This window comes from Amycolatopsis sp. cmx-4-54, from assembly GCF_046548895.1.
In the GTDB taxonomy this organism is placed as follows: Bacteria; Actinomycetota; Actinomycetes; order Mycobacteriales; family Pseudonocardiaceae; genus Amycolatopsis.
Map to the genome: position 1 here is coordinate 221,113 of NZ_JAEBEJ010000009.1, position 12,363 is coordinate 233,475.

10 protein-coding genes are annotated in these 12,363 nt (G+C 69.2%); 8 read left to right on the forward strand and 2 right to left on the reverse strand.

The genetic code is table 11. From position 1 onward, the window contains the following. Window positions 1-16 precede the first annotated feature (16 nt). The 7 genes from ACLJQ7_RS28235 (at window position 17) to ACLJQ7_RS28265 (ending at window position 8,750) form a co-directional block, all read left to right on the forward strand. Window positions 17-3,706, forward strand: a complete 3,690-nt coding sequence (locus ACLJQ7_RS28235) for a nitrate reductase subunit alpha (RefSeq protein WP_410651180.1) — start codon at window positions 17-19, stop codon at window positions 3,704-3,706. Then, a complete protein-coding gene (narH, locus tag ACLJQ7_RS28240) occupies window positions 3,706-5,271 on the forward strand; it encodes a nitrate reductase subunit beta (RefSeq protein ID WP_410651181.1) in 1,566 nt (521 codons plus the stop codon). Before ACLJQ7_RS28235 ends, narH begins: the two co-directional genes overlap by 1 nt. Beyond that, the gene (gene narJ / locus ACLJQ7_RS28245) at window positions 5,268-5,879 is read left to right on the forward strand and encodes a nitrate reductase molybdenum cofactor assembly chaperone (protein ID WP_410651182.1); all 612 of its coding nucleotides are present in this window, start codon (window positions 5,268-5,270) and stop codon (window positions 5,877-5,879) included. Before narH ends, narJ begins: the two co-directional genes overlap by 4 nt. Next, complete coding sequence (narI, locus tag ACLJQ7_RS28250) at window positions 5,876-6,601, forward strand: respiratory nitrate reductase subunit gamma (protein ID WP_410651183.1); 726 nt, start codon at window positions 5,876-5,878, stop codon at window positions 6,599-6,601. Before narJ ends, narI begins: the two co-directional genes overlap by 4 nt. After that, window positions 6,598-7,143: an HPP family protein gene (locus ACLJQ7_RS28255; RefSeq protein ID WP_410651184.1), complete on the forward strand. Its 546-nt coding sequence runs from the start codon at window positions 6,598-6,600 to the stop codon at window positions 7,141-7,143. The genes narI and ACLJQ7_RS28255 overlap by 4 nt, the downstream gene beginning before the upstream one ends. Window positions 7,144-7,187: 44 nt before the next feature. After that, a complete protein-coding gene (locus tag ACLJQ7_RS28260) occupies window positions 7,188-7,715 on the forward strand; it encodes an EF-hand domain-containing protein (protein WP_410651185.1) in 528 nt (175 codons plus the stop codon). Window positions 7,716-7,802: 87 nt separating this feature from the next. Next, entirely contained in the window at window positions 7,803-8,750 is a 948-nt protein-coding gene (locus ACLJQ7_RS28265) for a hypothetical protein (RefSeq protein ID WP_410651186.1), read from the forward strand. Window positions 8,751-8,998: 248 nt separating this feature from the next. Here the strand turns inward: ACLJQ7_RS28265 and ACLJQ7_RS28270 are convergent, their stop codons facing one another. Together ACLJQ7_RS28270 and ACLJQ7_RS28275 are read right to left on the reverse strand one after the other, a co-directional pair. Further along, the gene (locus tag ACLJQ7_RS28270; RefSeq protein WP_410651187.1) at window positions 8,999-9,634 is read right to left on the reverse strand and encodes a response regulator transcription factor; all 636 of its coding nucleotides are present in this window, start codon (window positions 9,632-9,634) and stop codon (window positions 8,999-9,001) included. An 83-nt stretch (window positions 9,635-9,717) separates the two neighbouring features. Continuing rightward, window positions 9,718-9,969 carry a hypothetical protein gene (locus ACLJQ7_RS28275; protein WP_219150793.1) on the reverse strand — a complete coding sequence of 84 codons (252 nt, stop codon included), beginning with the start codon at window positions 9,967-9,969 and terminating at the stop codon, window positions 9,718-9,720. 277 nt (window positions 9,970-10,246) lie between these two features. Here ACLJQ7_RS28275 and ACLJQ7_RS28280 point away from each other — a divergent pair, with 277 nt between their 5' ends. Then, entirely contained in the window at window positions 10,247-12,310 is a 2,064-nt protein-coding gene (locus tag ACLJQ7_RS28280; RefSeq protein WP_410651188.1) for a BTAD domain-containing putative transcriptional regulator, read from the forward strand. Window positions 12,311-12,363 lie beyond the last annotated feature (53 nt).

A 12,363-nucleotide genomic window follows, 5' to 3' on the forward strand; every position in this document is an offset into this window, starting at 1 on the left:
TCGGGAGGTCGCGAGCGTGCGCTCGCCACGAAAAGCCAACGGAAACAGTTCCGGTAATCGTCACGAAGGCGCGGCGACCACCGCCCTGCTGCGCCTCGGTCGTTATCTGACCCGCGCGGAGAGTTCGCCGGACCTGCGTTCGGTGCATCTCACCGGCGGCCGCGAAGGCGACGCCTTCTACCGCGATCGATGGAGCCACGACAAGGTGGTCCCGTCGACGCACGGCGTGAACTGCACGGGTTCCTGCCGCTGGAACGTCTACGTCTCCGACGGGATCATAACCTGGGAGAGCCAGGACCCGGATTATCCCTCGGTCGGCCCCGACAAACCGGAGTACGAACCGCGCGGCTGCCCACGAGGCGCCTCCTTTTCCTGGTATTCCTATTCGCCGACCAGGGTTCGTTTTCCGTATGCGCGAGGCGTTCTGGTGGAAATGTACCGTAGCGCACTGGAACACCACGGCGATCCCGTGCTCGCGTGGGCCTCGGTGATGGACGACCCGATGAAAAGGCTGTCCTATCAACGCGCACGCGGAAAAGGCGGACTGGTCCGGATCGGGTGGGACGAAGCCGCGGAAATCGCAGCCGCCGCGCATGTGCACGCCATTTCCCGCTACGGACCGGACCGGGTCGCCGGTTTTTCGCCGATCCCGGCGATGTCGATGGTCTCGCACGCGATCGGGTCCCGGTTCATGGCGCTGATCGGCGCTCCGATGCTGTCGTTCTACGACTGGTACGCCGATCTGCCGGTGGCCTCGCCGCAGGTGTTCGGCGATCAGACCGACGTGCCGGAATCGGCCGACTGGTGGGATGCCGCGTACCTGATGATGTGGGGTTCGAACGTCCCCGTGACCAGGACACCGGACGCGCACTGGATGGCCGAGGCGCGTTATCGCGGGCAGAAGGTCGTCGTGGTCTCCCCCGACTACGCCGACAACACCAAGTTCGCCGACGAATGGCTGGCCCCGCATCCCGGTACCGACGCCGCGCTGGCGATGGCCATGGGGCACGTCATCCTCACAGAGTTCTTCGCCGAACGACAGGTCCCGTACTTCACCGACTACGTCCGCCGCTTCACCGACCTGCCCTTCCTGGTCACACTGGCCGAACGGGACGGCGCGTACGTCCCGTCGAAGTTCCTCACCGCCGCGGACCTCGGCGAGGACGGCACGGCGGAGCCGCGATGGAAGACCGTGCTGGTCGACGACCGCACGGGGGAACCGGTCGTACCCAACGGCTCGGTCGGATTCCGCTGGAACGAGCACGATCAGGGCCGGTGGAACCTCGACCTCGGCGACGTCGTGCCGCGACTGAGCCTGCTCGCCGACCCCGGCCACGAGGGCGTCGAGGTCCTCCTTCCGCGGTTCGACACCGACGGTGTCCTGCGGCGCGGTGTACCCGCCGTGCGGCAGGGCGGCCAGTGGGTCACCACGGTGTTCGACCTGCTGATGGCGCAGTACGGAGTGCGACGCGGCGGCCTTCCCGGCCGGTGGCCCTCTGGTTACGACGATCCGGCGGAACCCTGCACGCCGGCCTGGCAGCAGGAGCTCACCTCGGTCCCGGCCGACCGGGTCACCAGGATCGCCAGGGAGTTCGCCGAGACGGCGGAGGCGTCCCGTGGCCGGTGCATGATCCTGATGGGCGCGGGCACCAACCACTGGTTCCACTCGGACACCATCTACCGCTCGTTCCTGGCGCTGCTCACGATGACCGGCTGCCAGGGCCGCAACGGCGGTGGCTGGGCGCATTACGTCGGCCAGGAGAAGGTGCGGCCGCTGACCGGGCACCAGACCCTGGCCGGCGCGATGGACTGGGTGCGGCCCGCCCGGCAGATGATCGGAACGGCCTACTGGTACCTGCACACCGGCCAATGGCGCTACGACGCGCTGCGCAACGACGAACTGACCTCGCCGCTGGCGCCCGGGAAACTCGCCGGGACGAGCGCCGCGGACACGCTCGCGCAGTCGGCACGGCTGGGCTGGATGCCCTCGTTCCCCACTTTCGACCGCAACCCGCTCGACCTCGTGGACGAAGCCGAGGAGGCCGGTCTCGATCCCGTCCGCCATGCCACCGACCAGATTCGCGAGGGCAAGCTGGGGTTCGCCGCCGAGGATCCGGACGCGCCGGAGAACTGGCCCCGGGTGCTCACGGTGTGGCGGTCCAACCTGCTCGGTTCGTCGGCCAAGGGACACGAGTACTTCCTGCGGCACCTGCTCGGCACGGACGCGAACCTGCGCGGTGCCCAGGCGCCGCCGGACAAGCGGCCGAAGTCCGTGAAATGGCACGAGTCGGCCCCCGTCGGCAAGTTGGATCTCATGCTGGCGATCGACTACCGGATGACCAGCACCACCCTGTTCGCCGATCTCGTGCTCCCCGCCGCGACCTGGTACGAAAAGCACGACCTCTCGTCGACGGACATGCATCCCTTCGTGCATTCCTTCAACGCCGCCGTCGATCCGCCGTGGCAGACCCGCACCGATTTCGAGGCCTTCCACACCATCGCGAAACGGTTCAGCCGGCTCGCCGAGCGCCATCTCGGCGTGCGCAAGGATCTCGTCGCCACCCCGATGACACACGACACCCCCGGGGAGACGGCGCAGCCGGGCGGAGTCGTCCGCGACTGGCGCGACGGCGACGGCGAACCGATCCCGGGCGTCACCATGCCGAAACTGACCGTCGTCGAACGGGATTACCCCGCGGTGGCGGCGAAACTGGCCACGCTCGGCCCGCTGCTGGAGAAGCTGGGCGCGACCAGCAAGGGGATCACCTACGACGTCGGCGAGGAGCTGAACTGGCTGCGCGCGAAGAACGGCGTCGCGACGACAGGGGCCGCGCAAGGCCACGCGCTGATCGACACCGACATCAAGGCGGCGGACGCCGTGCTCGCGCTTTCGGGCACCACCAACGGGCGGCTGGCCACCCAAGGCTTCCGCGAGCTCGAGAAGCGGGTGGGCACCGAGCTGGCACATCTTTCCGCCGAGCACGAAGGCAAACGGATCTCCTTCGCCGACACCCGGTCGCGCCCGGCGCCGGTGATCACCAGCCCGGAGTGGTCCGGCAGTGAGAGCGGCGGGCGCCGGTATTCGGCGTTCGTGATCAACGTCGAACACGGCAAACCGTGGCACACCCTCACCGGCCGTCAGCATTTCTTCCTCGACCACGATTGGATGCACGAACTCGGCGAGGCGCTGCCGGTCTACCGGCCGCCGCTGGGCGCACAGCACCTCTCGGACGGGCGGGGTGATGCCGCGGAGGTCACCGTGCGTTACCTGACCCCGCACAGCAAATGGTCGATCCACTCGACGTACCAGGACAACCTGCACATGCTCACGCTGTCGCGCGGCGGGCAGGGCATCTGGATGAGCCCGTCCGACGCGGAGGCCATCGGCGCGCACGACAACGACTGGATCGAGGCGGTCAACCGCAACGGTGTCGTGGTCGCCCGCGCGATCGTCTCCCACCGCATGCCCGCGGGCACCGTTTTCCTCTACCACGCTCAGGACCGGGCGGTGAACGTGCCGCTCAGCGAGGCGACGGGGAAACGCGGCGGCACGCACAACTCGCTGACCCGGCTGCTGCTCAAACCCACCCATCTCATCGGCGGGTACGCCCAGCTCTCCTTCGGTTTCAACTACCTGGGCCCCACCGGCAACCAGCGCGACGAGGTCACCGTGATCCGCCGCCGTTCCCAGGAGGTGCGTTACTGATGCGGGTCATGGCACAGCTGGCCATGGTGATGAACCTCGACAAATGCATCGGCTGCCACACCTGTTCGGTGACCTGCAAACAGGCATGGACCAACCGGTCGGGCACCGAGTACGCCTGGTTCAACAACGTGGAGACCCGGCCCGGGCAAGGATATCCACGCCGCTATGAAGACCAGGAACGTTGGAAGGGCGGGTGGGAGCGGACGGCCAAAGGCAGGCTGCGGCTGCGCGCGGGCGGACGGCTGACCAAGCTCGCGAAGTTGTTCGCCAACCCGGAACTGCCGGAGATCTCCGACTACTACGAACCGTGGACCTACGACTACGCCACCCTGATCGAGGCTCCGCTCGGCGACGACGTGCCCACCGCCGCGCCCCGGTCGGCCATCACCGGCGAGCCCGCCCAGCCTTCCTGGGGGCCGAACTGGGACGACGACCTCGGCGGGTCCACCGAACACGGCGTCAAGGACCCGATCGCCGAGAAACTGCGTGAAGAACTCGGCATCAAGATCAAATTCGAGTTCGAGCAGAGCTTCATGTTCTATCTGCCGCGGATCTGCGAGCACTGTCTCAATCCGTCCTGTGTGGCCAGTTGCCCGTCCGGCGCGATGTACAAACGCGAGGAGGACGGAATCGTCCTGGTCGACCAGGACCAGTGCCGTGGCTGGCGGATGTGCGTCACGGGCTGCCCGTACAAGAAGGTGTACTTCAACCACAAGACCGGCAAGGCGGAGAAGTGCACCTTCTGCTATCCCCGGGTGGAAGCGGGGCAGCCGACGGTGTGCGCGGAAACCTGCGTCGGGCGGCTACGCTACATCGGCGTGCTGCTCTACGACGCCGACAAGGTCACTTCGGCCGCGTCCGTCGCCGACGAGCGCGACCTCTACCCGGCGCAACTCGATCTGCTGCTCGATCCGCACGATCCCGCGGTGATCCGGGCCGCCGAGGCGGCGGGCGTCCCGCACGACTGGCTCACCGCGGCCCGGCGTTCGCCGGTGTACCAGCTGATCCACGACTACCGGCTGGCGTTGCCGCTGCATCCGGAATATCGCACGATGCCGATGGTCTGGTACATCCCGCCGCTGTCACCGGTGGTCGACGCGGTCAGCGGCAGCGGACACGACGGTGAGCACCGTGACAACCTGTTCGGCGCCATCGACGCCTTGCGCATCCCCGTCGAGTATCTGGCCGAGCTGTTCACCGCCGGCGACACCGCCCCGGTCAAACGCTCCCTGCGGCGGCTGGCCGCGATGCGGTCCTACATGCGGGCGGTGAACCTCGGCAAGGAGACCGACGAGGACATCCCCGCCTCCGTCGGCCTCACCGGCGAGCAGATCTTCGCCATGCACCGGCTGCTCGCGCTGGCCAAGTACGACGAACGCTATGTCATCCCCACGGCGGGCGTCGGGCAGGCCCACGACCTGGAGGGGATCGCCACCCGGTGCAGTCTCGACGTCGACGGCGGTCCGGGCATGGGCAGCGGTGAGTCCACTGTGGACCTGGTCAGCTGGGACGACGGCGCGCGGCCGGACGCGCTGTTCCCGACGCTGCGAGGGCAGGGCCGGTGAAACGTCTCCGTCCCCGTGCCACGCGGGATCACGCGGCCGTGCGCCAGATCGCCGGCTGGTGCCTGCAGTATCCGGACGAAGCCGTGCTCGGCAAACTCGGCCTGCTGCGCGCCTGCCTCGACGAGATCGCCGGTCCCGGCCGCGACGAACTCCGCCGCACCGTGGCCTATCTCGAACAGGGTGATCCGCGCGAGCTGGCGTCGCACTACATCGAGGTCTTCGACCGGAAGCCCCGGCGGACGCTGCACCTGAGCTGGTTCCTCGACGGCGACACCCGCCGACGCGGTGAGACACTGGCCGCCCTGCGCCGGTTCTACCGCACTCACGGTTTCTCGCCCGCCGAGAACGAGCTGCCGGACTTCCTGCCCGTCATCCTGGAGTTCGCCGCCGCGGCCGATCCCGGCGCGGCCGGGCAAGTCCTTTCCCGCTTCCATCCGGCGCTGGAACTCCTCCACCGCAACCTGTCCACTGTGGACACGCCATATCGTGACGCCGTCACGGCGGTGCTGGCCACCCTGCCCGCCGTCCCCGCCCCGATACCCGCTGACCCCCCGGCCGAACTGGTCGGCCTCGACCCCTTCCCCACCGGCGCCGGAGGTGGCCGATGAGTTCCGGACTGGACCTGCTGCTGTGGGGTGCCGCGCCCTACGCGTCGATCGCGCTGCTGGTCTTCGGTACGATTTGGCGCTATCGCCACGACAAGTTCGGCTGGACGAGCCGGTCCAGCCAGCTTCACGAGTCCAAGCTCCTGCGGGTGGCGAGCCCGGTGTTCCACATCGGACTGCTGATGGTCATCGGTGGTCACGTGCTCGGTCTGCTCGTGCCGAAGGGAGTGACCGAGTTCGCCGGGCTCGACGAACACGGCTATCACCTGGTCTCGCTCGGGATGGGCACCATCGCCGGAGTGGTCGCGCTCGGCGGGCTCGGTCTCCTGCTGTGGCGGCGGATCAGGGTGCCGGCGGTGCGCCGTGCCACCTCCGTCAGTGACCGGTACATGTACGTGGTGCTCGTGCTGGTGATGTTCGCCGGGCTGGCGACCACGGTGGTCGACAACGGGGTGCGGGGCGGCTACGACTACCGCGAGACGGTCGCGCCCTGGTTCCGCGGCATCCTGCTCCTCGATCCCCAGCCGGAGCTGATGGCGTCGGCGCCGCTGGACTACCGGCTGCACGTCGCACTGGGCATGCTGTTGTTCGCACTGTGGCCGTTTTCCCGGCTGGTGCACGCTTTCAGCGCACCGGTGCGGTACCTGCTCCGTCCGTACGTCGTCTACCGGCGCCGTGCCCCCGGCGGCGTCGGCACCCGCGAACCGCGCCGCGGGTGGGAATGACCGGGCTCCGCCGCACCGGTTACGTCGCGCTGAGCTCGTTCGGCTGCATCGTGTTCATCGGCGTCTGCGCGATGCTGTCCGGCGCGCCTTTGCTGTTCCCTTCACTCGGGCCCACCGCGTTCTTGGTGTTCGCCGGCCCGCAGGCGCCCGCGGCGAGCCCGCGCAACACGGTGCTCGGGCATCTGGCCGGTGTCCTGGCGGGACTCACCGGCCTCGCCTGCACCGGCCTGCTCTCGTCGGCACCGGATCTGACGCATCCCACCTGGGCCAGGGTCGGCGCGGCCGCGATCGCGCTGGGACTCACCTGTGCCGCGATGGCCGCGATGCAGATCCCCCATCCGCCCGCCGGGGCGACCACCTTGATCATCGCGCTCGGCCTCCTGCACACCGTTTCGCAGGTGGTCGCGGTGCTGGCGGGGGTCGCCCTCATCGCGCTGCTCGCCGTGGCGATCAACAAACTGTTCGGCGTGCCCTATCCCTGGTGGCACTCGCCAGCCGTGCGTGAGCGGCCGTCCCCTGATCGTGGATCGCCGTGGCCCTGAATGGCCGATGTGCCCTTACGCCACCGGTTCTATCGTTCGGACGCATGGCTAGTGACTTGCAGCGACGCAAGATCTCGGGCGTCTTCGCCGCGATGGACGTCGACGGCGACGGATTCCTCCAGGAGCGGGACTTCCAGGCGCTGGCCGACCGCTGGGCGCGGCGGCGCGGCCCGGGAGACGAGCGGCGCCTGACCGGCATCATGCTGAGCTGGTGGACGACGTTGCTGGCGGCGTCGGACCTCGACCGGGACGACAAGGTCACCCTCGACGAGGTCCTGCTGGTGGTCGACAAGCTCCCGGACACGCCCGAGGCCGTGACCGCGACGGCCGACGCGATGTTCGAAGCGATCGACGAGAACGAGGACGGCCTGATCTCCGCCGCGGAGTACCGCCAGTTGATCGAGGTCTGGAACGGCCGCCCCACCGACACCGACGCCACCTTCCCGCTGCTGGACTCCGACGGCGACGGAATGCTGTCCCGGGACGAGTTCGCCGCGCTGTGGCTGGAGTTCTGGGCGGGTGACGACGCGAAGGCCCCGGGCACCCTGGTCTTCGGTCCGCTCGCCGCCTGACGGCTTTCGGGCGGAACCGGCGGCCATACGGGCCAGACCCGGCCGGCCGGCCCGTCACGGCCCTCCTCGCCGCTCAGGATGACAGGCGTGGACGCCGTGCAGGAAATCGGCTCGATGGTCTCGAGCGCCATCGCGCTGTGTCTGCGGGATCGGTGGACGGAAGCGGCCGAACTGTTGGCGGAAAACGATTCCTGGCGCACGGAATCGGCGATTTCCGCCATGCTGGGAGAACTCTTCGGCAGTCTGGCCGAGCTCTGGGACGGCCGTTGCGCGCGGTTCGGCGCGAACCTGACCGAGCGCGAGCGGTGGCCGTTGCGGACGGTGCCGCGGTACAGGAGCGACCAGATCACCCTGTACGTCTCCGCGTTGCTGGTGCTGGGCGAACGAGCACGCGCGGAAAGACTGCTCGCCGACGAAGGCTTTCCCGAAACCGGCCTGCGAGACGGTGAGCGTTCGATGCTCGCGGCCATGCGGGGCCAGTCCGCCCGCGCGCTGGACTTCGCCCGCCGCGCCGTCACCGATCGTTCACCGCGCGGCTACGACATCGGCTCGGCCGCGATGCACCTGTCGATCGTGTCGGTCCTGCTGTCACAGGGTCGGTCCACCGAGGCAAGGGAACTGCTGACCGCCGCCCGCGCCACGGCGCCGACGCTGGTCCATCTGCTCGACATCGCGGAGGCCCGGGTCGACCTGGCCCTCGGCGAGACCGACCGTGCCGCCGAACGCCTGCGCGCGGCCACCCGCGGACTCGTCGTCGGCACTGACATCGCCTGGGCCGATCTCGCCGAACTCGCGTTGCGGAAGAACGACCGCGCTTCGGCGAAGCGGGCACTCGACGCGCTGGAGGACCTCGCCACCGCGATGCCGACGGGCCGGGTGCTGCTGCATCGCCATCTGGTCCGGGCCTGTCTAGGCAAGGAATCCGCCGGTGAATGCCTCTGGCTGGCCCGTGAACGCGGCCAGCCGCTCGAACTGGCCATGGTCACCGAACGCCTGGCCCGGCACATCCCGAAACACGCGTGCTTGAAGCCGTAACACGCGTGTTTCCAGCCGAAACACCCGCGAGTTACGTCTCTGATCACGCGAGTTCGCGTGGCGGGGTGGGGTCGACGGGCGAACGGACTCCCTAAAGAGACCGGACACCTCCCCAAGGGCAGGCGTCGTGAGTGGCCGCCGCCGACATTGCGAAAGCCACTTTCGCAACCTTCAACGTTGCGAAAGTGGCTTTCGCAACACTCCGGCCAAGTACTCCCGTCACGAAGCCATATTCGCCTTACCCCTGGTCAGATCACCCCGGCCCGCACCGCATACGCGACGGCGTGCGGCCGGTTCTTCAGCTTCAGCCGCCCGGTGATGCCCTGGATGATGTGCTTCACGCTGCGTTCCGAGTAGCTGAGCTCACCGGCGATCTCGACGGTGTCCTTGCCCTCGGCCATCAGCCGCAGCACGTCGATCTCCCGGGTGGTGAGCCCGGCGGTGTTGACGCCCATCGGGTCGAGCACCTCGCGTTGCAGCCGCTCGACGTGCTTGAGCAGCTCACCGAGGAGGCTCGGCGGGAGCACTCCGCCGCCGGTGGCCGCCGCGCGGACGGCGTGCGCCAGCCGCTCGCCGGTCGTGGCCGGGCGCGGCAGGACCGCCACCACCCGGCATTCGATGGCGGGTACGAGTTCCGCCTCGCTGATCTGGCTCACCACGAGCACCACCGGCTTGCCGTCCTCGGCGGCGAGCCGCCGCAGCCAGAGCACGATCTCCGGTGTCAGGCATTCGGCGGCGAACACCAGTACGTCGGTCTCCGCGCGCTGCTCCCAGTCCCGGATGTCGATCCCCTGCTGCGTGCCCAGCTGGCTGGCCAGGCCCGCAGTGGTGATCGGGTCGGGCGCGTGCACCGCCACGGTGATCTGTCGGGTTTCCGTGTCCACTTCCATCCCCTCCGCTTGTCCGCGGCCCCAGTCGGATGGGACACAGTCTGCGAAGGAGCTCTTCACGAAGTCTCCACGAGTTCTCAACGAGGCGTGAAGGACTTCGTGGCCTGCTGAAACGCCTCGACGTACTTGGGCAGCTCGTCCAGGATCTCGCGGAGCCTGCCCTCGGGTCCGGCGTAGTCCGGGTCGGCGAGGAGGGCGTAGCCGAAGGCCAGCGTCCGCCGAAGCTCGGTGATGCGGGCTTCGGCCTCATCGGCGTCGAGTACCAGCCTGCCGTTCCGGGCGAGGCTGAGCAGGACGTCACCGGCGAAGTGTTCCTGATCCTGGCTCACTGTCACAGCATGCACAGCCGCGCATGCCTTCGACCAGCGCCGGACGACATTCTGCCCCTGGGAACGTCCGGCTTTGCCCGGTCGCCCCACGCCTGAACGCGGCCTGAAACCCACATGAACGGACATCCGGCAGTCCACGAACCGGCACGATCCGGGAACAACGGCCGAAACCCACACGGTGAGTGCCCGATTGATTGCGAAACCCACATCGCCGCCACTAGGCTTTCCGCTGAGCAGGACACTCTTTTTCGGCAGTCGGACGCACAGGCGGCAGGTCATGGACGAGGTTTCCTCGCTGACGGTGCGGCTGCTGGGCGGTTCCCCCGCCCGCCACGGCGAAGGTGAGATCGCGCTGGGCCCCGCCCAGCGTCAGGCGGTGTTCGCCACGCTCGCCCTGCGCGCCGGCCAGTTCGTCTCCCGCCGGGAGATCATCGACGCCGTCTGGGGCGAGCGGCCCCCGGACAGCGCCACCGGCATCGTGTACACCTACGTCTCCGCGCTGCGCCGCGCGCTGGAGCCGGCGGGCGGGCCGCTCGTCGCCAGCCGCGCCGGCTACCGCCTCGACCTGCCGAAGCAGCAGGTCGACGTGCACGTCTTCGAAGCCGAGCTGGAGCGGGCCCGCACGCATCGGATCGCCGGCTCGCACGAACGGGAGCTGGAGTCGCTTCGCTCCGCGCTCGGGCAATGGCACGGATCCGCGCTCGACGGAATCCCCGGGCCGTTCGCCGAGACCCAGCGCGTCCGGCTGAACGAGCTGCGGATGAGCGCGCTCGAACGCCAGGCCGAGGTCGCGCTGCACCTCGGCGGCTACCGCGAACTCGTGGGCGAGCTCGCCGTGCTGGTCGAGCGCCATCCGTTGCGCGAGGGCCTGCACCGGATGCTGATCACCGCGTTGTTCCGGTCCGGCAGACAGGCGGAGGCGCTGGCCGCGTTCGACCGCGCCCGCGAGACGATCATCGAGCGATCCGGCCTCGAACCGGGGCCGGAGCTGCTCGCCTTGCGGCAGCGGGTCCTGGACGACGATCCGGCACTGCACCACCAGGACCGGCCGGACCGGCATCGGCGGACCCATGCCGTGCCCGGACGACCGTCCACTTTCGTCGGCCGGGAGTTCGAACTCCGCCGGGTGCGCCGCCACCTGGCGGCACTGCTGGACGAAGGCCGCGGCGGGACGATCTGGCTGGACGGCGAGGCGGGCAGCGGCAAGAGCGCGTTCCTGGCGGAAGCCCTCGCCGCGGCGAGCAGCCGCACGCGCTGGGTCGAAGCCGACGAGCTGACCAGCGCGGTCCCGCTGAGCCTCATCGCCGACTGTCTCGGCGGCGAAGCACTCGCGGATCTCGGCAAAACGGTCACCGAACTGTGCGAAGACGGGCCGTGGGTGCTCGTCTTCGAAGACCTGCACTGGGCCGACGAGGAAAGCCTGCTCGCCTGGCAGCGGCTGCACGGGCTCACCGCGCACCTGCCGCTGCTGCTGATCGGTTCGGCGCGGCCCCTCCCCCGGCGCCGCACCCTCGAAGTCCTCCGCTCGCGGCTCGACGGTGACGTCGTCTCGCTGCCGCCGTTAGACGGCCCTGCCGTCGCCGCGCTCGCCGAGGAGACCTTGGCCAGGGACCCGGGCGAGGACTTCCTCGGGTTCGCCGCCGGGTACACCGCCGGAAACGTCGGCTACCTGCGCGAGCTGTTCGCCGAGTTCGCCGACGGGCGCGAGCCCGCCATCACTCCGCACAGCCGGACGGCCGCCGTGGTCGAAGATCATCTCGCCGCGCTTTCCGTGCCGTGCAAGCGAACGTTGAACTCGGCGGCTCTGCTCGGCTCGTCGTTCACGGTCGCCGATCTGACCGATGTCACCGGCCGCGAACTGCGGGCGCTCATCGGAGCGGTCGAAGAGGCGCTCGCCGCGCAGGTGCTGGAAACGGAGGGAGAACGGCTGCGGTTCCGGGTCCCGCTGGTGCGAGAGGTGTTCGCCGCGAACACCCCGCCCGCCATCCGGGCCGTGCTGCACCAGGAGATCGCCGCGACCATGGCGGGCTCCGGCGCGCCCGCGGACCGCGTCGCCGAGCAGCTGCTCCAGGTCGGCGACGAGCTGACGGCCCGCTGGATCCCGCAGTGGCTGCTCGACAACGTCCGCGCGCTGTCCACCGGGCCGGCCGTCGAGCTGCTCCATTCGCTTTCCCACCAACCGAATCTGACCGAGGAGCAGCACCGGAGCCTGGCGGGCGAGCTCGCCGCGCTCCTTTTGCCCGAAACGGGCGCCACGCCTTCCTGGTCCGCGCAGCCCTGGTGCGCGCCGTTGCACACCCTCGCCCGGGTGCGCAACCGGACCGCGCCGAGGACGTCCTAAACTGCGGGGACACAGTAGTGATCCGGCCACTTTCGGTGCATGACGAGAAATGG